The sequence below is a fragment of the Catellatospora tritici genome, assembly GCF_019083965.1.
Lineage (GTDB): Bacteria > Actinomycetota > Actinomycetes > Mycobacteriales > Micromonosporaceae > Catellatospora > Catellatospora tritici.
This window is the reverse complement of sequence record NZ_JAHRCY010000016.1, coordinates 26991-47017: the sequence shown is the minus strand read 5'-3', so window position 1 is coordinate 47017 and position 20027 is coordinate 26991. Positions and strand designations below refer to the sequence as shown.

Here is a 20027-nt window from a genome sequence, read left to right as displayed (position 1 = left end):
TTCATGGCTGTGGGGTGTCGAAACTGAGGCGACAGGCGACGACATCGGCGGCGACGTCGTACAGGCGGCGGTCGTGGACGAAGGCGTGCGCGCGCATCCGCACCATCGCCTCGGCCAGGGTGCTCCGCAGCTGCACCATGACCATTCCCTGGGCCTGGAACAACTCGGCCCGCGAACCCAGCGGGTCGTCGAGCCACCCGTCTGACACGCCCCCACGGGTGTTGTCGTGCCCGTCGAGCAGGGTCGCCACCGCGACCTCGGCGAAGGTCAGCGCCAGGGTGAGTTCGTCGGGTGACAGCGTCCCGGCCTCACCGCGGAACACGTCCATCACACCTAGGCGGGCGGCACCGACCTGCAGCGGGAACGCGAACACCGCCCGCACACCTGCGGCGTACACGGCCGGGGCGTAGACGGGCCAGCGGGTCATCGCGCCATCGGCCAGATCGGGGATCAGAACCGGGCGCATCGAACCGTACGCATCGATGCACGGCCCCTCGCCGAGGGTGAGTTGCAGCTCCTCCAGGCGTTCGGTGGCCGCATCGGAAGCGGCCGTCACGCCCCGCAGCCCACCGTCGGCCATCACGGTCAAGCCGGCACCAGACGCGGACAACGCGCGCCCTGCGGCACCGCACAGCCGCCGCATCCCGGCGGCGACACCGTGCCTGTCGTCGGACGCAGGCTCGCGCCTGATGAGCGCTTCCACGTGGGCGTACCGGTCCCCCACGCTGTCACCCACGATCCTTGGTGACATCGCCGTCGGGTGGTGATCCACTTGGCACTTCGAGGCGAACTGTCGACTGCATCGCTTCACCCTCAACTGAGCTTATGCCGCCGAGGGCCAGGGCAGCGGCGCCGGTACACGACCGGCGTCCGGGCGCACGGTACCACTCCAGAGTCCGCAATTACCGTTCTCGATCAGGCGATGCGAATTCGTGTCACGCCGGAACCGGACATCGGGCGTAGACTGACCCAGATTGGGCAACAAGTGATTGACCTCTGCCCCAGACCTCGGCAGCCCGCCAGACGTGCCAGAGGTGAGGTATGAACAATCCGCCCCGCAACCCGATGATCATCATCATGGCTGCCGCGCACACCGTCGAGCGGTCCGTACCGCTCGCGCCGACCTCAGCGTCGGCATGAACACCCACGTCGGGGCAGGGGCAGGCGGCGGTCTGCGGCTCGACGAGCGGTACCGGCTGATCAAGCAGGTAGGGTCCGGCGGGATGTCGGTGGTGTGGGACGCCCACGACGAGGTCCTGCAGCGGCAGGTCGCAGTCAAGCTCCTCGCACCCGGCATGGCCGCCGACCCGCCGCTGCCCCGCCGGCTGCTGATGGAGGCCAGGGCGGTCGCCGCATTACGCCACCCCAACATCACCTCCGTGTACGACTTCGGCGTTCACCGCGCCGACGGCGGCGTCCTGACGCCGTACCTGGTCATGGAGATGCTCGACGGCGAACTGCTGTCTCACGTGTTACGCCTCGGCCGGTTGTCCTGGCGCGAGGCGGTCAGCGTCTGCGCGCAGCTGGCGGCGGCACTGACGGCGGCACATGCGGCCGGGATCGCGCACCGCGACGTGAACCCCGCCAACATCATGCTCACGCCCACAGGCGTGAAAGTCCTCGACTTCGGGATCTGCGCCCTGATCGGCGATGAGCAGCACTGCGGTGACGACATCGTCGGGACCGTGCCCTACCTCGCTCCGGAACGCCTCACCCGAGGCCAGGTCACCGCCGACGCCGACGTGTACGCAGCCGGGCTGGTGCTCTACCGGTGCCTTTGCGGGCGCCTGCCCTGGGAAGCGGGCACCGTCACCGAGGCGCTGTACGCCCACGCCCACGTGCAGCCCCGTCGCCTGCCGCCACTGGACCTGCCGCGCGCGATCGAGGATGTCTGCTACCGGTGCCTGGCCCACGAACCGCACCGCCGCCCGTCGGCCGCCGAGCTGGCACAGATCCTGTCCGGCGAGGTCCAACGCATCGCCGTTGCCACGCCACGGCGAGACGAGGCTCCCGCCCGATCACCCGGCGGCCACGGCGAGACGATGACCATCGCCCTCGACAACGACCTGCAGCGCCTGAATCTGCCACCTCGACGAATCCTGGTAGGCGCCGCCGCACTGTGCGCCGTGCTCACGCTCGGCTACCTCGGGTATCCGCCCGGCTCACCGACGGCAACGGCGCAAGCCGACACTGCGAATCACGTGCCGTGCTCCATCGTCTACAGCGCCGACTACACCAATGACCGTCAGTTTGCTGCAGCAGTGACCGTGACCAACACCGCGCAAGACCCACTCGATCAATGGACCTTGCAGTTCTGGCTACCCGACGGCGAGACCGTGGCCGGCACCCCGCCAACCAGGACAGACACACGGCAGGTGACCGACGCCGCGACCACCCACGTCGGGCAGCAGGGCCGCCAGGTGACGGTCACAAACCTGCCCACCCTGCCCTCAGGACTCCCGGCCGTGCTGGCGTTGACCGGCCGGCACGCCGGCATCCCCGACCAGCCGGCCACCGGGTTCACCCTCAACGCCAGACGCTGCGACGCCACCATCACCATACGCACCGCAGCACCGCAACCACCCGCACCCGCGACCGTCGCACGGCCGACGACACCGGGTGAGTCGCCACCGCGACCGCACAAGCCCGAGAAGCCTCACGGCAAACATCCGCGCGACGGCACGGACAAGTCGAAGTAGGCCCGGCGCCGGTTTGAGTAGCCCCACGCAGGGCGTCACCGCACCATCCATTCCCGACATTGGAGTGCCACAGAGATGACGACGGTAGTAAGCAGTGCCATAGACAGAGCCCCACTCGCGGTCGCATTACTCGACAGGCTCGAAGAGGTCACGAGCGAGTATGAAACCCAACTGGCCAGAGCGGCAGGGCTACGACGTGGGCAAACAACCGATGCCGCCGACACGGCAGACAGGAGCATGAACGCGACTGACATCGAGAACGAGGAACTGGTCGCGCACAGCCTGCAGCAACGACGCGACCAGCTCATCGAGGCGCTCACACGCCTCCGGGACGGCACATACGGCACCTGCGCCACCTGCCGCCAACCAATCATGGCCGAGCGTCTGCTCGCCTCCCCCGCGGCCACACACTGCGTGAGATGCCAAACCACAGCAGAACGGCACCCGGGATGGAAACGAACCCTCGACGCAACGGCCACCAGCCATATCGACCGCACAAAACCAACTACCGTCGCGGATCGGGGCTGATGTGGGGCATGCCGGCCTGCCCTCAGCGCCCCGCGTACAGTCTCCGCGACGTTCGGTCGCCCGCTGCACATCTGGCGTGTCGGCGATGGCGCAGCCGCCCGGGCGGCGACCGCCCGGGCGCAGTGGGATGCCCTACACCGAACGGCGAGGCTCTGCGCTCACGCGAGTTCTCGTGCAGTGGAGCCACGCGGCCGGGGCGATGATGGCGAGAGCGGTCACGGCCCGGCCGTGGCCCTGGGCACGATCTGCTCGAACGGCGAAATTGCGCGCGTGCCACCCGGGCCTGCGCCGTTTACGTGGTCCGCGGGAATCGCGGATGCTCATCTTCGGTCAACATCATCTTCGCCACGTCCTGGCCGAGTATGTGAAGCACTGCAACGAGTGGCGACCGCACCGGGCGCTGGATCTGTCACCGCCCCGCCCATCGGCCACTTTCGTCGATCTCGACGAGCAGCGGCGGATACGCCGAAAACCGATCCTCGGCGGGCTGATCAACGAATACGAACGCGCCGCATAGATCATCAAGAAGCAGCAGGTCACCGCAGGTGCCAGGATATTGAGCCCCTACAGGGTGCGGGCGACGGAGAATTCCTCGGCAGCTGCCGTTGGCGCCGACGCCGGCGTTGTTGACCAGGAAGTCGATGCGGTCGAACCGTCGATCACCTGCCTGACCGCTGAGGCGACCGATTCGTCGCTGGTCACGTCGAGGTCGAGGTAGGTGACTCCGGCAAGCGCGGTGACCCGGCCGCGTTACGAGCGGTTCCGATCACCGTGAAACCCGCGCCGGCGAGCGCGATCACCGCGGCCCGATGCCTGAGGAAGCGCCTGTCACGAGCGCGACCTGCTGTGCTGTTGCCATCACGGACTCCTCAAGATTATTGAATTACGTTCGCAATAAGGCGGATCGTGCCTCCCGATGCAAGAACCGCGGGATGAAAGTCGGGTCGCACTCTGAACGGCGGCGGACGGGGCCCAAAGCCCCCGGTGGCCGCGTACCGCTCAGGGTGCCGTGGTGGCGATCAGGCCATCGAGATGACGATCTTGCCTTTGGCCGTGCCATTCGCGATGTGGTCGAGGGCTTGCGGGGTGGAGGCGAAGGGGTAGACGCGGTCGACGATCGGGCGGATGGTCCCGTTCTCCACGAGCGTGGTGATCTCGCTGAGCTGTTTGCCGCTGGCCCGCATGAACAGGAATGAGTAATCGACCCCGAGCCGTGCGGCCGTGCGCCTGGTCCGCAGGCTGAGCAGGCGGGTGGCGATCTTGACGACAGGGTCTGCGTCGATCTCGCGGGCGAAGTCGGGGTCGGGGGGCCCGGCGATGCCGATGACCTTGCCGCCGGGCTTGAGGATCCGCATCGACTTCGCCACGCTCGTGGGGCCCTGGCTGTCCAGGACGACGTCGTAGCCATCGAGCATGGTGGCGAAGTCCTGGGTGCGGTAGTCAATAACGATGTCGGCGCCCAGCTCTTTGAGGAAGTCGGCGTTCGCGGCGCTCGCGGTGGTGGCCACGGTGGCGCCGAGGTGTTTGGCGAGCTGGATGGCGATGGTGCCGACCCCGCCGGAGCCGGCCTGGATGAGGACCTTCTGTCCGGGCCGCAGTTTCGCGCGTTCGACCAGGGCCTGCCAGGCGGTCAGGGCGACCAGGGGCAGCGAGGCGGCTTCGGTCATGGTGAGGTTGGCCGGTTTGAGCGCGAGGTCGTCCCCGTTCACGGTGAGGAACTCGGCGAAGGTGCCGATCCGGTCCTTGTCGGGACGGGCGTAGACCTCGTCGCCGGGCTGGAACGCGTGGACTCCGGCGCCGACCCGGACGACCGTGCCGGCCAGATCGTTGCCCAGGACCAGGGGTAGGCGGTAGGGCAGGATGAGCTTGAACTCCCCTTGCGCGATCTTGGTGTCGAGCGGGTTGACGCCGGCCGCATGGATGCGGACCAGGACCTCGCCGGCGGCGACGCCGGGCTCGGGCAGTTCGGCGAGCCGGACGCCCTGTTGGCTCTTGTACCGGTCGATGACGTAGGCCCTCATAGCGTTCTCCTGGTGGTTGTCGGCGCCGGTGACGGGAGGCTCCGTGGTCCGGCTCGGCCAATTGTAGTATGGTCGTAATTCCAATGGGCCGGAACATGACGTGAAGCACCCGTCGGGCGAAGGAGCAACCGTGGCGCGCTACGGCAGGGAACACAAGGAAGCCACGCGGCAGCGCATCGTCAAGAGCGCCGGCCGGCGGCTGAAGAAGGACGGCCTGGACGGCTCCGGCGTGACGACGTTGATGGCCGATGCCGGGCTGACCAACGGCGCCTTCTACGCGCACTTCGCGTCCAAGGACGATCTGGTCGCCGCGACCATCGCTGATCAGCTACAGGAACAGCAGGTGCTGTTGCGCCGGCTCGCGGACGAGCCGGACGGGTTCACCCGTTTCGTGCAGGCGTATCTCTCACCCGGGCACCGTGACGACGCCGAAAGTGGCTGCCCGTCCGCAGCCCTGCTGGACGAGGTAGCGCGCAGCTCTCCGGCGATCCGCCGCGCCTACAGTGCCGGCATCCTCGGTGTGGCCGACGACATGGCCGCGCTGATAGCACCGGGCGCCCCCGCGACCGGGCGGCGCCAGGCTCTGGGATGCATCGCGATCCTCGTCGGGACGTTGCAGCTCGCCCGCGCGATCGATGACCCGCAGGAGTCCGAGACGGTGCTCGCCGAAGGAGCGCGAGCCATCTCCGCCCTGCTCGCGACCCCGGAGGCCTGACCCCGCCCTGAGCTGTCGGATCGCACTTCGGCAGGTGTGCGATCCTTGTACCTCTATTGAAGTCGCCCAGGCGATCGCCCAGCGCCACCCGTACCTGGTCCGCAAGCTGATCCTCGCCGGCACCGGCCCCGCCGCCGGCACCGGCATCACCAGGGTGACCCGGCTGTCGAACCTGGCACTGCTGCGCGGTGCACTGACCCGCCAGGACCCGAAGAAGTACCTGTTCTTCACCAGGACCGCGAACGGGCGACGCGCCGCTGACGAATTCCTCGCCCGGCTGCAGGAACGCACCCAGGACCGGGACACCCACCGCCAACTCCGTCGACCTGGCCGGACGGCTGCCGAACAGTGAACTCTTGCTCTACCCCGACGCCGGACACGGCGGCATCTTCCAGCACCACGCCGCCTTCACCACCACCGCCTTGGCCTTCCTGGCCCGCTGACCACCCCACGCCATGGCATCGCCGGGCTGCGGCACCCCGGGAGAACACGCCGCGAACCACTACGGCCAGCGCGCTTCCCTGGGGCGCATCGGCTCGCGCTGGCGCCGATGGCACGCAGTCGCGCGAACGCCGACGACCACAACGCCGCCGGCTGGCTCTACATTCCGGTGTTTTGGACACTGCTGGTCTTGGGGCCGGTGTCCGAACCCCCCACCCAGCCCACACACAAAGTGATACTCACCTGGATGGTCCAACCCGCCGACGACCGGACCGCCATAGTCACGGCCATCGCCATCGCCGTCGCCGTCGCCCGTGGAATCGCATACGCACTGCTGGGCAGCCGACGCTGAAACTCCAGCCAGTGGATGCGGCACGGGGCACCCGCACCCACTGGCCAGCGCATACGGCAATGAACCTCGCGATGAAACCGAAGGTCGAGGATACGGTTGCGCTCGGTGCCGGTCGAGGATCTTTCATCGGACGTCGTCGTGTGACGGCGCCCACCGGCTGCAATGTTCCGTCGTCGTCAACGAAGATCACTGTCTGGGTCAGTCGTCATCTTCCGATGCTCGGTGGATGCTCTCCGCGATGGCAGCGGCGTCCCAGCCGCCGTCCGACCCGCTGTCGCGCCATGCTGCTACCGCTTCCTCGGCCTGCTCCTCGTCCCAGTCGTAGTCCACGACCAGCGTGTCCGCGATCAACCGGTCCAGCGTGAGATCGTCCATGTCGGGCCAATCTACCCTGTTCAGAGGCGCGGCAACGCCGTTCGGACGCGGGGACACAGGAGAGCTACCGGCAGAAGGTCGCCAACTCGTTTCGGCTCAAGCCCAAGCAGCCTGCCGCGTAACGGCGGTATCGATCCTGCTTCGGCCACCTGCAGGGCGTTTCTCAGTGTGGGCGGCAGCGGTGCGTAATGGATGTCGGGGCCGCGGCCCTCCCAGGCCGGGGCCCCGACACTTGCCTCACTGTGATCGGCTTGGCGTGCTTCGGTCAGGTGAGTCGGCGGCGGATCCACCAGAAGCACAGCCCGGCGAGCATTGCGGAGAGGGCGAGGAATACGCCGGTCTCGGCCCATTGCAATGCCCAGAAGTGGCTGTCGGGGTGGTAGAAGACATCCTGACGCAGGCCCAGCGATCCGATCCAGGTCTGGCAGCCCTGGATTCCCCCGCCGTTGCGGCCGCAGGCGGTGGGGTCGGCGGGTCCGGTGAAGACCGCGCCACTGGTGGTGAGCGTTTGGTTGGAGAAGGTCCAGGCGTTGGCTACCTCGCCGCCGATCACCTGCATGTCGTCGCCCTGGCCGACAATGATTCCAGTCAGGTTCTTCACGTCCAGGGCCGTGGTCTCGTGGACTGCCGGGACCAGGTGGGCTCGCATCCACAGCGGCATCGAGGCGACGGCGGCGACATAGACACCCAGCGTGGCTGCCATCGCGGGGACGCTGCGGCGGATGAGCGCGCCGGCGGCGGTGCCGAGGGTGAAGGCGAATACGGCGTATCCGATCGGGACGATGCCGCGGGCACCGAAGACCAGCGGGGTGATCCTGTCGCCGATTGCGCTGTCGACCGGCTGCGCCCACGTGGTGACGGCCCAGCTGAGCAGGCCCGCCACCACAGCGGTGATCGCTGCGAGGAGCGCGAGCTTGACGGCGAGCCAGCGTGTGCGGGTGATTGACTGGTTCCAGGCCACCCGATGAGTGCCGGCTTCCAGCTCGCGCGCGATCAGCGGTGCGCCCCAGAAGATACCGATCAGGGCAGGCAGCGCGTACGTCACGGCAAGGATGACGCTGTACACCTTGCTGCTGGGGCTGGCGCGGAACTGGGTGATGAAGTTGTCTATCGCGGTGGTGCAGTCACTGTGGCAGGCGGCGACGTCGGCGTACATGTGGGTGATGCTCTGTGCGCTGACCAGCATCAGGATGCCGAGCGCGACCAGGCCGACCGCGGTGACCGCGGCCTGGGCACGGAACTGGCGCCAGGTGAACCAGATCATCGAGTGGTCTCCAATGCGGGCCGGTGCGAGGTGGCGGCCTGCGACATGTAGGCCAGCACCAGATCTTCGAGAGTGAGCTTTTCGACTGTCAGGGACGGATCGTCGATCGGGGCGGCGGCGCGCACGATGAAGGTCGACTGGCGCTCGGTGAAGCTGTGCTCGATCGCTTCTACGCCTGCGGGCAGGTCAGCGGCGTCTCGTCGGGCGCCGGTGATCCGGTGGTGGCTGGCGAGCAGCTCGTCCGCGTCACCCGCGACACGCACTCGGGAGGCGACCAGGACGATCAGGTAGTCACAGACCCGCTCCAGATCGGACACCAGATGCGAGGAGAGGATCACGCTGGTCTGGTGTTCGGCGGTGTAGGCCATCAGACCTTGCAGGAACTCGCGCCGGGCCAGGGGGTCCAGGCTGGCCACGGGCTCGTCGAGGACGAGCAGCTCTGGCCGTTTCGCCAGAGCCAGGGTCAGGGCGAGCTGGGCGCGCTGGCCGCCGGACAGCTTGCCCGCCTTTTGCGCGGGGTCGAGGCCGAGCTGGGCGATGCGGTCGTCGGCCACCCGCTGGTCCCAGCCTGGGTTGGTGTGTGCGCCGAAGCGCAGGTGGTCGGCGATGGACAAGCCGGCGTAGGTGGGCGTGTCCTGCGCAACATAGCCGATCTTGCGTAACTGCGCCGGGCCGGACGCCGGATGGCCGCCGAGGACCTCGATAGTGCCCGCGGAAGGGGTGAGCATGCCGACCGCCAGATTCAGCAGCGTCGTCTTGCCCGCGCCGTTCGGGCCGACAAGCCCGACGACCCGGCCGGGCGGGATGGCAAGCGTGCAGTCGGACAACGCTGTGCGTCGCCCATACCGCTTGGTCAGGCCCTCGGCCTGCAGCACGGGGCTGGTCATGCGGGCTCCTTGATCGGGGTGCGGAAGGTGGTCACGAACAGGGCTTCGATGCTCTCGGCGTCCAGCCCGGCCGCGCGCGCCTTGGCCAGCCAGGCCCGCAGCTCCTCCCGCAGCGGTTCGTGCGCCGCGAGGGACTGGTCGGTCAGGGTCCGGGTGACGAAAGTGCCGACGCCCGGACGGGCAGCGACCAGGCCCTCGTATTCGAGTTCGCGGTACGCCTTGAGCACTGTGTTGGGGTTGATCGCCACCTTCGCGACCACGTCCTTGACCGTGGGCAGCTGGTCACCCGCTGTCAGCAGCCCCAGCCGCAGCGCCTGGCGGACCTGCTGGACCAGCTGCATGTAGGGGGCCACGCCGGAGCGGCCGTCCAAGTGGAACTCGATCACCCGCAGCTCATTCCTCTAGGTTCCTAGCACTATAGGGCACGAGGGTTTGTCCCGGTCAAGCCGCTGGAACGATCAAAGACCTTGCCGGCCGGCCAGAGTTGGGACGTCAGTCACCGACCGGCCCGGCAACTCCCGGCGGTTCGACCCCGCATTGGCCCAGCACGGCCTGGCACCGCCTCGCCCGCAAGGACATCGCGCACGCCGACAAGCTGGCATGGCACGCCCGCGAGTGCGCTGTGACGGAATCGCACAAGGGCGGTCAGCCTCACTCGTTCGTCAGGCACGAGTCGACACCAACGACACCAGGACACAACCCGCTCGAATCCCAACGCGAACCGCAAGAGAGGCAGCTTGAAGCGCCCGTCGCTACCCTGACACGGTTCTGCAACTGCGCTAACCGATGGGCTTCGGTGCGCCTGCGCATCAGGCACGACGCGTGTCCTTGATCCTGGCATGTACGAAATTGCGATAGCCGCGCTCCACCGTCACCGTGATTTCATCGTGACCATGCCGACCGTTCACCCACATGTACCTACTATCTGGAGGGCGTCCTCCGCCGAGTCCGGGGCCGCCACGGCGACCCCGGACTATCCGATCGAATCGAAGTACCCTCAGTCCGGCTGGTGTAGCTCCAGTGCGGATCGTCGATATCTGCGCTAGACCGCGAGGTACCGGCGGCGGGCACGGCGGGGTACAAACGCTGCTTGCAGCGCCGGGGCGAAATATCCAGCCATGGGGCGAGGCATCCAGCTCATGCTGCAGCGCCTATGTGTCCGGCGCGAGCTCAGAGGTCGAACTCGCCGTCTTTGGCGCCTTCGACGAAGGCATCCCACTCCCCCGGCGTAAAGATCAACGCCGGCCCGGTCGGGTTCTTGGAGTCACGCAGCGCGACAGCACCTCCAACGAACGCGACCTCGACACAGTTGTCGCAGTTCGGCCCGCTCCGCGTACTCTTGTACCACCGCGCTTGACTCAGATCGACCCGAAACCCCTTGGCCTCGACTTCCATGATGGCTCCTCCGCCAGATGTGCGACCAGTGCGCCAGGCCGCCCGCAGACGGCAACGACCTCGGCGTTGAGGCCGCTGCCACAGGAAGCAGACGTCGGTCCAAATGACTCCCGCCATCGCGCCGCAGGCTCGCCTGCACATACCCATCGAGCGCCGGGTCGTACCTGGTCAACATGCTGACCCTCACCGCGGAGATCGGGGGTGTGGCGCTGGCGATCGAGCTGGCCACCAGCGTCGGCTACCTGTGATGGGTACCCCTGGCGGCGCTGGCGGTGTGGCTGATGCTGTGGCGGGTGCGGTTCGAGCCGCCAGCATGCTGGCAACGGTCGGGGCGAGCCGTTCCGATCCCGCCTGAATGCCTCGACAAGCGGCATAGCGGCGACTGACAGGCGCGAGGCGCCGTTCTGCAGACCGTCGCCGTGGTCGGCCTTGCCGCCGTCGGACTCGTCGCGGCGCCTTCGCCGCCCTGCAGCGTGGGTCCTCGTCACCTTCGGTGACGGCCAACAACCCTACGGCTGCACGTAGCCGGGAGACACTTGACCGGCATGGACCGGGCACGACCCGAAGCCGTGGGCGGGCATCCATGCCGACCAAGCTGGACATCGTCAAGGCGAGTTGCTGCTGCCGTTCATGCTGCGGATTAGCGGGGGTCGTAGGTCAGGAGAGGCAGGTGCGTGGGAAGAACGCCCACCGGATGCCGGCGGCGAGTGCGCCGCCGTTCCACATGGCCATCACCCATTGGCGGTTGCGGGTGACGTACCGCAGGCCCATCGACTGTCCGGCGGGCACGTAGCCGAGCAGATGGGTCGGGGCGGGTGTCCCGCTGCCGTAGGCCCCGCCGGCGCCGATGTTGCCGTAGGCGTAACAGCCGTTCGAGGTGACGGGTTTGGGCCCGGTGTTGGCGGCGGGCTTGCCTTCGCTCCACACGCCGGCCGGGCTGCACCGGTAGTCGGTCGAGTTGGCGGTGCAGAAGACGGTCTCGCTGTGCCACCAGGTTCCGTCCGGGCCGACGCTGGGACCGCCGGCGCAGCTCGACGAGGAGAAACTTGACCTGACGATGGCGAATTTCGAGGTGCCATAGCCGTATGCGCAGCCGCCGAAGGAGCCGTTGGCGTAGCCCCACGGCCAGCGGGTGATCGTGGGGTGTCCGCCGTCGTAGTCTTTCGTGCCGCGGATGTCCATGTGGTCGAACGCGGATTTGACCGTTCCGTCGGAGAACTGGAAGTCCTTCGCGAACAGGTACCCGACGATCGGTCCGTTGCTCTTGTAGCTGAGGCTGACCCAACCCGGCCCGTATCCGGTCGAAGCTGACGCGTCCTCGGCGGCGCTTCGTACCCGGTTGAACCCGTAGCTCCAGGCATGACCGGGCGCGGGCGCCACGAGCAGCGGCGCCAGCGCCGCCATCACCATCGTTGCCAGGCGGAATATGGCTCGTCGCGATGGATGTACCATCGTCATTCCTCTCCATGCGGTAAGGCCGTCCGGTAGCGCTGGTGAGGGCAGACTGACGCGTCGTCGTCTCCGCGGTGGGCACCGCCTGCGAGTCGGTCGAACCGGCGATGTGCGTCGCTGAGCGCCTCAGATCATCGGCAGGTGGCTGGCGCGGACAGCAGCGAGTAGTAGAAGGGCTTTGGGTTGCCTGCTCCGTCGCGTAGCCCGAAGCCGTCGACCATCGCGTCGGTGTAGGCGAAGACGGAGTTCCAGACGCTTGACCGGCCGGCGAGCATGCATTGGAAGTTCCAGGTGTCGTCCTCGTTGTGCCACTCGGTGGCGATTACCGGGCGGCCGAAGTTGTTCCACATCATGTCGAAGTCGCCCGCCGCCTGCGATGTGTTCTTCGCGTACGGGTGGATGGCGATGATGTCGGGCAAGGGTGCGCGAGCACCGATCGCGGCGAACACGGCGGTGGCGTAGTTGACGGCGTTCTGTCCGCCAGACGCCAGACCGGCCATGACGAAACGGCCGGCGAACTGGGGATACGTGTTGCGGTAGAGGACCCACATGTCGGCGTACGCGGACGGGGACAGGTAGGTGTCGGGCAGGTCCGGCTCGTTGCCGATCTGGATGAAGTCGGCGTTCCACGGCACGTAGCCGCCCGATTCGCCGGTGATGATCGCCATGACGCTGAGGCCGGCAGCCTTCAGCGCGTCGATTCGCGGCTGGATCCACTGGCGCGAAACGAACCGGACGCCCTGGAACCCTTCGCTGGCGAGTCGTCCCGGCTGCGACTGCTGCCAGGCGGCCTCATTGCTCGGGTCGATGTTGACAGCGAACATCGACGAGTCGTAGGTATCTGCCTGCTGAGGTGGGCCGACGCTGACCGCGGCGGCGGGATGAGTCGCCGCCATCGCCCAGGCAGTAGACAGCGCGATGGCGGCCAGCAACGCGAGACTGCCGCTGAATGCGGTTCTTGGTATGAGTCGAGCCATGATCTACCTCCCGGGTCGGCGACGGTCATGAAGCTGGACGACCCAGCTGGCCAGGTGCGAGATCTTGTTTATGAGAGGTTGGGGGTGCATCGCTACGACTTCTCCAGTTGGTCGAGTAGTGCGGATACCGCACTCCGGGGGTCGTCGCCCAGGGCCGCTGGCCGGACTCTCCTCGTGCCGCGGGTGACGTCGGGAATCAGTCGTTGTCGTTGTAAAAGGTCAGTCCGCGCCAGTTGATGACGCAGTCGCGGTCCATGAGCACCCAGCCGATGGTGTAGTCGCGGACCACGATGGCGGGGTTGGAGCCGTTGGTGGTGAATCGGTAGCGGACCTCCGACCCGGGGGTGCCGGCGTAGTCGCGCAGGCTGCCGTCGCTGTAGGCGCTGGTCGTGTAGTAGTTGTAGTAGGCGCCGCAGGCCGGGTTGACCGTGATCGCGCTGCCGTCGGTCGCGGCGTGCGCGGCGGCGTTGAAGTTGTAGCCGATGGCGCGGCGGTGGCTCATGGCGTCCCTGGTCGCGTCGCTGCAGGATGCGGCCGCGGTGCCGGTGGGTGTGGCGCTGAGCGCTCCCGGTGGGATCCAGCCGCAGATGTTGTTGTTGCCGTAGTTGCGGCCGAAGTGGTAGTTGCTGGAATTGGTCTGGTGCACGTCGTATGAACTGCCGGCCATCGCTGTGCCGACGAAGTAACCGCACGGCTTGTTCTGCAGCCACGTGCCGGCGGGGATGGTGCCGCTGTTGTTGCACACGGCGGGCTTGGGTGAGTTCGGCTGGATGGTGTAGCGGTTGACCGCCTGAGCGGCCGACGACGTCGCCGCGATCAGCAGCGCCGCAACTCCGGCGGTGATCGCCGTGTTGATGGCCCGGTTGCGCATGATGACTCCTTCTGGCCCGGGTGGCGATGGCGTGCCGCGCCGCCGGCCGGTCCCTCGCGGGGGTTAGTAGGTGCAGGACTCGGCGCGATCGCGCACGGCGTAGTAGGCCTTACGGGGGACGGTGCCGTTGGCGTTGACGATGCCGGTGTTGTCACCCGAGCGGCCGTCGGCGAATGTGTAGAAGTAGATTCGGGTGATCTTGGCGCTGACGTTGGAGAACCGGTTGATGAACGCGGCGGCCTGGCACTGCGACGTCTCGCCGAGGACGTGCACGTTCGTGCCGGGGTCGCAGGTCACGTCGTGGGTGCGGCAGTCCAGTTGGTAGTAGGCGCCGGTGGCGCCGATCCACAGGTTGCCGCTGGACCAGTCGGTTCCCGGCACGCAGTGGTGGCTGCCGGTGCAGTACAGCTCGTCGAGGAAGTTGTTGAGTTCTGCCGGGGTGTGCTCGCCGCTGACCTGGTAGCGGATCACGTCGGCGTAGTTGTGCACGCTCCACAGGCTGGGACGGTGGGTGCCGAGGTGGCGCTTGTACTTCTGGATGAAGTTCGAGCTCTGCGTGCCGGCGAATTCGCCGGCGGCGAGCAGGCAGCTCGGGCAGTCCACGGCCGCCCAGCGGTAGTAGTAGGCGGCCATCCGCGGGCCGCAGTTGGCTACGAGGGGGTTGACTCCGTCGCAGGCGCCGTCTGGGTCGTCGAGGTAGTACTGGCCGCCTGGCAGCAGCAGCCGGGACCCGTCGCCGGGGTTGAAGTTCGGCTCGTTCCACGGCCCGATCGCATCGACCCGCGGCCCGTAGGCCGCGACGAACGCAGCGAAGGCGTTGCGGTAGGTGGTCTCGTCCGGGGCGCGTCCGTAGCCGGGCCGTTCCGGTTCCGGGATCCTGGCCAGGCCGACGTTGCGGGTCACACCCGCGTTCTGGGCGTTGGTGAGCCAGGCCTCGAACTTCTGCCGCCGCGTGTCGGTGACCGGCCGAAGCGCCACGTCGTAGGGGACGATCACCCGCCCGCGGATCACGTTCAGTCCGGGCCACAGCGGGCTGGCGAAGGTGGTTTCACCGCTGTCGGCGATGCCTTGCGCGTGGGTGCCCGCAGCCGTCGCCTGGACCGATGCCGCAGGTGCGTTCGCGGAGGCGGCGGTCTCAGCGAGCGGCAGTGTGGTTACCACCAGAGCGTTGACCAGCACCAACCAGAGCCGTCGATGGAACATACCGTGCCCCTCTCGTTCCCGTGGCGGGCGAGTGAAGCTATTCAACCAATGGTCTGGCTCGATGGAAAGATATCTTCATTGAACATCTAAATTTTGTCCAGGAGCAGGGCGGCCTCCGTTGCAATTGAGTGCGCTTTAGGAGCTGTTCGAGGTTCGGATCATGTGGTTGAGGTGAGGCGTTTCAGCCACATGATCGAGCCTCGGAGATGGAGTCCGGCCTGGTAGCTTTCCGGGTCCTTGTCGTAGCGGGTGGCCAGGCCACGCCAGGTCTTGATCTTCTGGAAGCGGCCTTGATGTTGAGGTCCTCGACCACCACGGTGCCGCACGTGGCGGCGAGGGTGGCGGGTGAGTTTGTGCAGGCCGTCGGCGCGCAGGTGCGCGACCCGGGCGTGGACGCGGGCCAGTCGGGTCTTGGCCTGTCGCCAGCGCCGGGAAGGCTGCTGTCCGGTGCGATGGTCGGATCCCTGCCGTCGGGACAGGGTCCGGGCTCGCCGCGACCCTGACGCTGTTCTCGTTAGCCCTTCCGGAGGAACATCCGTTTCTGCTGATGTGTGGAGGTTCCGCCGAGTAGTGCGGCCGCAGCCAACTTACGACGGAAAGCGCTCGGCATCTTGGAAGCCGCCGTGCCGAGCTGGGACGTGGCCGTTGCCTGATACGCCAGCTCAGTAGTCGACCGCCTCTAACGCGGTGGCGATCGGCTCGAGCCCCGCGATCAGCTCGTCGAGCTCGTCCGCGCTCAGCACGTCGTAGGCCGGCGCCGCCAGCTCGTCGGTGAGGGCCTCGATCCGTTGCTTGGTTTCCCGGCCGGCGTCGGTGAACCCGCCGACGGCGTCCACCAAGCCACGGCCGCGCAGCCCGTCGACGACTGCGGCCAGCTGCGCCTTGGGCAGGTGGTGGATCCGACCGAAATCCTCCGCCCTCATTCCAAGGGAAACAGCCAACAGGACGTGGGCCTCGGTGCCACCGATGCCGTGGGCGACGAGGGCGGCATTGTGGCCGTCTCCGCGGTGCTCCCGCAGCAGCGTCGCTGCGTGCCAGAGCTTGGCCACCGGCTCCTGCGGCACGACGAGCGCCCGCAGCCCGGCGTACAGCGCTCGGCCCTCGGTCGGGGCGCTGACCGCTGCTCGGGTAGCGAGCTCGGCGACCCGCACCAAACCCGGGGAGTCGGCGAGCTCCCCGATCATCTGCCGCAACGCGGTGGCACTGCCCCGCTCGCGCACGGCGATCGCCTCCTGCGGGGTGGTCTTCCCCCAGACCCACGGGATGTGGCGCGCCACCTCACCGTCGGCAAAGTTGTAGAAGACCGCGTGCACCACCTCGGCCGGTGCCAGCCCCAGCGGTGCGGCCCGGCCCGCGAAGTATCCGTCCCAGTAGTTGCGCATGCCGAGGGCCAGGAACGCTTCGTTCGGCACCTCGGAGAACGTGATGGTGGCAATCGGCTCGACGAGCTCAAACATGCGGCGAATCTTGGCCAGTGGGTGCGGCATCGGTCGGCCCCTCCTGTGGTCGTGACAGCGCCCTCGGTGGGCATCCTTTCACCCGAGCTACGAACAACATGGCCTGGATACGACAAATCCGGCCAACGTCAACCCAGCCAAGATCAGCCTTACTCTCGAGCCGCCAACTGCGCATTCCACATGATCTCGAACAGCAGGTAGCCATGCGCTCTCATGCCGCTGAGATCGAACTCGACAATCCATAGGCGGTAACCTTCCCCGGGCCTCGGTAACTCTCCGTAGCCCACGCGCGGCCAACCGAGACAGTGCTTGGCGGAGGTCAGCGGATCTCTCCGTGCCGGCTCTTATGGCCGGCCCCTCGGTCTTGCGCACGTTGCGGCGTACGGGCCTGTGCACGTTGACCTGTACACCGACACCCTGGCGGTGACTGCTTGCAACCAGTAGTGAGCGGGCGTCATCAGTCGCGTGACCAGGCGCCCGATGTCGGCTGGACCACTACCGCCGGGTGACCGGCGTCCGGTTCCCGTACGCGGTCGTGCCCGGCCGGATCGTTGCGGCCCGGTCGTGCAGACCGTCGCGTGGTCGGCTATGCCGCCGTCGGACTCGCTCGCGGCGTCTTCGCCGCCCTGGGGCGTGGGTCAAGGTGTCCACGAGCGGTGTACTCGACCTCGGCCGGCGGTCCTGTGCACAGCACGGGTTCCCGAGGTGTTGACAGCCATGGAGTACGAGCTGTCTCACCAGAGGCCTGGACCACAACGCCTAAGCATCCTAGGAACCTCGGTCTAGGCCGGCGACACGTTTCCGCAGTTCAAGCGGCATATTCAGCATCCGTCCGACGGTTCGTGCACCTGTGCCACGCCGGTCGGTCCGTATACGGCTCCCGCCCAGGTCGGCACGGACGGCCCGTCTCGGGCGGGCGCCGCAGCCAGCGTGCGGTCTGGCACACACCAACGTCCGAGGCGCCACTAGGCAGGCAGGAAGCCCGCCTCGACCACCGCGCGTGCCTCAAGCACCGCGCAGAGGATCAGGTTGCGTCGGTGTCCGGACCGCTGATGCGGTGGCAGGCGCACAGGGCGCTGTCGTTGTCGGCGGCGAGGACGTGGGCGAGCAGTACGAGTTGCGCGACGCGGGGGCGGTCCGGCGGCGGCGATTCCTTACGATCTGCGAACGTGCCCGCCATGGCCCGGCCCGGTGGTCTAGCGTCGCGGGCATGAGGAGGTTGTTCGGCAAGCCCGCGTTCTGGGCGGTGGCCGCGGTGCTGGCCGTGGGCCTGGCGTTCGGCATGTACTGGTTCCAGCCGTGGAAGCTGCTCACCTCCAAGACGGTCAACGACGCCGTCCCGGTGGTGGCCGCTCCGACCGCGGCCCCGGCGCTGACACCGGGTGCGCCGCCGGCCTCGCCGGTCGCCATGCTCGTCGCCGAGGGCGCCCTGGTGACCCACGAGCACGAGAGTTCGGGAACAGCCCAGCTGGTGCGCCTGCCCGACGGCCGTTACCAGGTCATCTTGCGTGATCTGGCCACATCGGACGGGCCGGACCTGCGGGTGTGGCTCACCGATCAGCCAGTGCTGCCCGGCCGCGACGGCTGGCACGTCTTCGACGACGGGAAGTACGTGGAGCTCGGCCGGCTCAAGGGCACCCACGGCACCCAGGTCTACGACGTGCCCGGCAGCGTCGACCCGACTCAGATGCGCAGCGTCACCATCTGGTGCAAGCGCTTCAAGGTCTCCTTCGCCGCCGCGCCCCTGCAGGCGTAACCCGCGCGCCAGGCCCAGGGCCGGTCAGGGCGAGCCCCCCGGACCGGTTCGGCGCGGATGCGTCGGGAGAACTCGGTGAAGGCGGGCAGCACGTCCACCTCGCGTGCGACGGACGCGGCCGAACGTTGGCGTTCGTGCTCAGCGGCGGACAGGTCAGCGACTTCACCGCCTTCGAGCAGCTGATGGCCGCCATCCGCGTACCGCGCATCGGACCCGGTCGCCCACGCGTGCGGCCTGACCATGCCATCGCCGACAAGACATCTCACGCGTTTTGATGTCAAGCTCTGGTCGGGGTGTTTGACGGTGGCCGTGGTGTGAATGCCCGTTTCTCGTTGAAGGTTTGGCCTGTTTGGAGGCAGTGGTGCAGGCAGCCGAGGAGTCTGTTGAACAGGTTGCGTAGTGCGGCGGTGTGGGCTTCTCCGGTGGCGCGTCGGCGGTCGTAGTGGGTGCGGGCTCCGGGGGAGGCGGTCAGGGCGGAGAACGCCCAGTGGTGACCGGTGGTGGCGAGGCGCTGGTTCTTGATGCGGCGGTGCATGACGAGAAGGCTTTTGCCACTGGCTCGGGTGACGGGGGCGGAGCCGGCGAAGGCTTTGATGGACCTTGCGTCGGCGAATCGGGTTCGGTCGTCGCCGATCTCGGCGAGGACCCGGGCTCCGGTGAGGGGGCCGAGTCCGGCGAAGCTGGAGATGATCTCGGCGTCGGGGTGGTCGTTGAAGGCCTGCTCTGTGGCTTCCGCGAGGGTATCGACGTTATGGCATGCGGTGTCCAGGGCGGCGCGTAGTAGCGCCAGCGCCTGCACGCCCATGGCTTGTTCGACCAGTACCGGCTGACGCAGGCGGTCCTGCTGGAAGACGGCGTTAAGGCGCACGGCCGTGGCATCGGCGCCGCGCCGGCGGCCCCCTTGGCGCAGCAGGCCGGCTGTCTGCGCGGCGGTAAGGGACTGAGCCGCAGCCGGTGTCGGTGCCGCGGCCAGGACGGCTCGGGCTTCGCCGCGCATGATCCCGCCCCGGGTGTCGCCAAAAGCCTGCAGGAATCCCGGGAAGAACTCCCGTAGCAGGGACCTGAGTCTGTTGTGGGCCTGGGTGCGGTCCCACACAGCGTCTTGCTGAGCCCTGGCCAGCACCGTCACCGCTTTGGCCAGGTCGGAGCGCGAAACTTGACACAATCTTGAAGAACCTAGAGACCAAAGATCGCTAGAGACCAAAGATCGCTAGCCCGCAGCGGCCCGCGACTGCGGTGCCTGCTGCACGTGACGTGCCAGGACCTGCGGCAGCGGCGCCAGGCCGGGGCCGCCTGCGGCCACCCAGTCCCTGACGGCGTGTGTGGTTTCGATGTCGAGTACCTGCGCCAGCCAGGTGACCCGCCCACCGGCGGTCCGCCCGGCGGGCGACGGTACGACCACGACGGTGTTGCTGCGCTCGCAGTTGCCCAGGCAGTCGGTGACCGTGACGGTGGCTCGCGGCGCCTGACGCAGGTCGTCGAGCTGCCGGCGGTGGTCGGTGCCGGGGTGTTTGTCGGTGCCGCAGCAGCACCCACGGCACACTGCGATGCGGCATGTGTGGGCTGCCGCGGTGGGGGTGGTCATCGTCGTTGCCTTCTGGGAGAGGTCTGCCGGGCACCGGTGAGGTGCCCGG

Annotated in this window: 22 protein-coding genes; 8 read left to right on the top strand and 14 right to left on the bottom strand. The window is 67.8% G+C overall.

The window, feature by feature from the left end; translation table 11 throughout:
* Position 1 precedes the first annotated feature (1 nt).
* Entirely contained in the window at positions 2 to 751 is a 750-nt protein-coding gene (locus KUA19_RS29740; RefSeq protein WP_217401207.1) for a GAF and ANTAR domain-containing protein, read from the bottom strand.
* Between the two features lie 385 nt (positions 752 to 1136).
* On the opposite strand from KUA19_RS29740, the gene KUA19_RS29735 reads away from it, so the two are divergent.
* The 3 genes from KUA19_RS29735 to KUA19_RS29725 all read left to right on the top strand — a co-directional run bounded on the left by KUA19_RS29735 (position 1137) and on the right by KUA19_RS29725 (position 3744).
* Complete coding sequence (locus KUA19_RS29735) at positions 1137 to 2699, top strand: serine/threonine-protein kinase (RefSeq protein ID WP_217401205.1); 1563 nt, start codon at positions 1137 to 1139, stop codon at positions 2697 to 2699.
* Between the two features lie 237 nt (positions 2700 to 2936).
* Positions 2937 to 3227: a TraR/DksA family transcriptional regulator gene (locus KUA19_RS29730; RefSeq protein WP_217401203.1), complete on the top strand. Its 291-nt coding sequence runs from the start codon at positions 2937 to 2939 to the stop codon at positions 3225 to 3227.
* 316 nt (positions 3228 to 3543) lie between these two features.
* On the top strand, positions 3544 to 3744 hold the full coding sequence (locus KUA19_RS29725) for an integrase core domain-containing protein (protein WP_217401201.1): 201 nt from the start codon (positions 3544 to 3546) through the stop codon (positions 3742 to 3744).
* A gap of 502 nt (positions 3745 to 4246) precedes the next feature.
* Here KUA19_RS29725 and KUA19_RS29720 read toward each other — a convergent pair.
* On the bottom strand, positions 4247 to 5248 hold the full coding sequence (locus KUA19_RS29720; RefSeq protein ID WP_217401200.1) for an NADP-dependent oxidoreductase: 1002 nt from the start codon (positions 5246 to 5248) through the stop codon (positions 4247 to 4249).
* Between the two features lie 130 nt (positions 5249 to 5378).
* Here KUA19_RS29720 and KUA19_RS29715 point away from each other — a divergent pair, with 130 nt between their 5' ends.
* From KUA19_RS29715 to KUA19_RS29705, 3 genes are all read left to right on the top strand, one after another.
* Complete coding sequence (locus KUA19_RS29715) at positions 5379 to 5963, top strand: TetR/AcrR family transcriptional regulator (protein ID WP_217401198.1); 585 nt, start codon at positions 5379 to 5381, stop codon at positions 5961 to 5963.
* 34 nt (positions 5964 to 5997) lie between these two features.
* Positions 5998 to 6315 (top strand): hypothetical protein, encoded by a 318-nt coding sequence (locus KUA19_RS29710; RefSeq protein ID WP_217401196.1) that lies wholly within the window; start codon positions 5998 to 6000, stop codon positions 6313 to 6315.
* A gap of 198 nt (positions 6316 to 6513) precedes the next feature.
* Positions 6514 to 6756, top strand: coding sequence for a hypothetical protein (locus tag KUA19_RS29705; RefSeq protein ID WP_217401194.1), 243 nt, complete (start codon positions 6514 to 6516; stop codon positions 6754 to 6756).
* Positions 6757 to 6954: 198 nt separating this feature from the next.
* On the opposite strand, the gene KUA19_RS29700 is transcribed toward KUA19_RS29705, so the two are convergent.
* The 10 genes from KUA19_RS29700 to KUA19_RS29655 form a co-directional block, all read right to left on the bottom strand.
* Positions 6955 to 7131, bottom strand: a complete 177-nt coding sequence (locus KUA19_RS29700) for a hypothetical protein (protein ID WP_217401192.1) — start codon at positions 7129 to 7131, stop codon at positions 6955 to 6957.
* Positions 7132 to 7396: 265 nt separating this feature from the next.
* Positions 7397 to 8395 carry an ABC-2 membrane transporter-related protein gene (locus KUA19_RS29695; protein ID WP_504739743.1) on the bottom strand — a complete coding sequence of 333 codons (999 nt, stop codon included), beginning with the start codon at positions 8393 to 8395 and terminating at the stop codon, positions 7397 to 7399.
* Complete coding sequence (locus KUA19_RS29690) at positions 8392 to 9282, bottom strand: ABC transporter ATP-binding protein (protein ID WP_217401188.1); 891 nt, start codon at positions 9280 to 9282, stop codon at positions 8392 to 8394. Before KUA19_RS29690 ends, KUA19_RS29695 begins: the two co-directional genes overlap by 4 nt.
* Entirely contained in the window at positions 9279 to 9668 is a 390-nt protein-coding gene (locus KUA19_RS29685) for a GntR family transcriptional regulator (RefSeq protein WP_217401186.1), read from the bottom strand. Before KUA19_RS29685 ends, KUA19_RS29690 begins: the two co-directional genes overlap by 4 nt.
* 784 nt (positions 9669 to 10452) lie before the next feature.
* Positions 10453 to 10677: a DUF397 domain-containing protein gene (locus tag KUA19_RS29680; protein ID WP_217401184.1), complete on the bottom strand. Its 225-nt coding sequence runs from the start codon at positions 10675 to 10677 to the stop codon at positions 10453 to 10455.
* Positions 10678 to 11334: 657 nt separating this feature from the next.
* A complete protein-coding gene (locus KUA19_RS29675; protein WP_217401182.1) occupies positions 11335 to 12081 on the bottom strand; it encodes a hypothetical protein in 747 nt (248 codons plus the stop codon).
* 179 nt (positions 12082 to 12260) lie between these two features.
* Positions 12261 to 13106 (bottom strand): glycosyl hydrolase, encoded by an 846-nt coding sequence (locus KUA19_RS29670; protein WP_217401180.1) that lies wholly within the window; start codon positions 13104 to 13106, stop codon positions 12261 to 12263.
* A 196-nt stretch (positions 13107 to 13302) separates the two neighbouring features.
* On the bottom strand, positions 13303 to 13977 hold the full coding sequence (locus KUA19_RS29665; RefSeq protein WP_217401178.1) for a hypothetical protein: 675 nt from the start codon (positions 13975 to 13977) through the stop codon (positions 13303 to 13305).
* 63 nt (positions 13978 to 14040) lie between these two features.
* Entirely contained in the window at positions 14041 to 15180 is a 1140-nt protein-coding gene (locus KUA19_RS29660) for a hypothetical protein (protein ID WP_217401176.1), read from the bottom strand.
* Positions 15181 to 15842: 662 nt separating this feature from the next.
* Complete coding sequence (locus KUA19_RS29655) at positions 15843 to 16667, bottom strand: SCO6745 family protein (RefSeq protein ID WP_217401174.1); 825 nt, start codon at positions 16665 to 16667, stop codon at positions 15843 to 15845.
* Between the two features lie 1180 nt (positions 16668 to 17847).
* Here KUA19_RS29655 and KUA19_RS29650 point away from each other — a divergent pair.
* Both KUA19_RS29650 and KUA19_RS44115 read left to right on the top strand, forming a co-directional pair.
* Positions 17848 to 18393 (top strand): DM13 domain-containing protein, encoded by a 546-nt coding sequence (locus KUA19_RS29650; protein ID WP_217401172.1) that lies wholly within the window; start codon positions 17848 to 17850, stop codon positions 18391 to 18393.
* Positions 18345 to 18668 carry a transposase gene (locus KUA19_RS44115; protein ID WP_217401170.1) on the top strand — a complete coding sequence of 108 codons (324 nt, stop codon included), beginning with the start codon at positions 18345 to 18347 and terminating at the stop codon, positions 18666 to 18668. Before KUA19_RS29650 ends, KUA19_RS44115 begins: the two co-directional genes overlap by 49 nt.
* A gap of 2 nt (positions 18669 to 18670) precedes the next feature.
* On the opposite strand, the gene KUA19_RS44695 is transcribed toward KUA19_RS44115, so the two are convergent.
* Together KUA19_RS44695 and KUA19_RS29635 are read right to left on the bottom strand one after the other, a co-directional pair.
* Entirely contained in the window at positions 18671 to 19489 is an 819-nt protein-coding gene (locus tag KUA19_RS44695) for a transposase (protein WP_217401168.1), read from the bottom strand.
* 114 nt (positions 19490 to 19603) lie between these two features.
* Positions 19604 to 19978: a hypothetical protein gene (locus KUA19_RS29635; RefSeq protein WP_217401166.1), complete on the bottom strand. Its 375-nt coding sequence runs from the start codon at positions 19976 to 19978 to the stop codon at positions 19604 to 19606.
* Positions 19979 to 20027: the final 49 nt, after the last annotated feature.

Bases quoted from the DNA above. Each gene is read 5' to 3' on its own strand.
- KUA19_RS29735 (WP_217401205.1), top strand. From the start codon at position 1,137: ATGAACACCCACGTCGGGGCAGGGGCAGGCGGCGGTCTGCGGCTCGAC.
- KUA19_RS29660 (WP_217401176.1), bottom strand. From the start codon at position 15,180: ATGTTCCATCGACGGCTCTGGTTGGTGCTGGTCAACGCTCTGGTGGTA.
- KUA19_RS29690 (WP_217401188.1), bottom strand. From the start codon at position 9,282: ATGACCAGCCCCGTGCTGCAGGCCGAGGGCCTGACCAAGCGGTATGGG.
- KUA19_RS29665 (WP_217401178.1), bottom strand. From the start codon at position 13,977: ATGCGCAACCGGGCCATCAACACGGCGATCACCGCCGGAGTTGCGGCG.
- KUA19_RS29635 (WP_217401166.1), bottom strand. From the start codon at position 19,978: ATGACCACCCCCACCGCGGCAGCCCACACATGCCGCATCGCAGTGTGC.
- KUA19_RS29670 (WP_217401180.1), bottom strand. From the start codon at position 13,106: ATGGCTCGACTCATACCAAGAACCGCATTCAGCGGCAGTCTCGCGTTG.
- KUA19_RS29675 (WP_217401182.1), bottom strand. From the start codon at position 12,081: ATGGCGGCGCTGGCGCCGCTGCTCGTGGCGCCCGCGCCCGGTCATGCC.
- KUA19_RS29705 (WP_217401194.1), top strand. From the start codon at position 6,514: ATGGCACGCAGTCGCGCGAACGCCGACGACCACAACGCCGCCGGCTGG.
- KUA19_RS29680 (WP_217401184.1), bottom strand. From the start codon at position 10,677: ATGGAAGTCGAGGCCAAGGGGTTTCGGGTCGATCTGAGTCAAGCGCGG.
- KUA19_RS29650 (WP_217401172.1), top strand. From the start codon at position 17,848: ATGAGGAGGTTGTTCGGCAAGCCCGCGTTCTGGGCGGTGGCCGCGGTG.
- KUA19_RS29730 (WP_217401203.1), top strand. From the start codon at position 2,937: ATGAACGCGACTGACATCGAGAACGAGGAACTGGTCGCGCACAGCCTG.
- KUA19_RS29720 (WP_217401200.1), bottom strand. From the start codon at position 5,248: ATGAGGGCCTACGTCATCGACCGGTACAAGAGCCAACAGGGCGTCCGG.
- KUA19_RS29655 (WP_217401174.1), bottom strand. From the start codon at position 16,667: ATGCCGCACCCACTGGCCAAGATTCGCCGCATGTTTGAGCTCGTCGAG.
- KUA19_RS29740 (WP_217401207.1), bottom strand. From the start codon at position 751: ATGTCACCAAGGATCGTGGGTGACAGCGTGGGGGACCGGTACGCCCAC.
- KUA19_RS29725 (WP_217401201.1), top strand. From the start codon at position 3,544: ATGCTCATCTTCGGTCAACATCATCTTCGCCACGTCCTGGCCGAGTAT.
- KUA19_RS29695 (WP_504739743.1), bottom strand. From the start codon at position 8,395: ATGATCTGGTTCACCTGGCGCCAGTTCCGTGCCCAGGCCGCGGTCACC.
- KUA19_RS29700 (WP_217401192.1), bottom strand. From the start codon at position 7,131: ATGGACGATCTCACGCTGGACCGGTTGATCGCGGACACGCTGGTCGTG.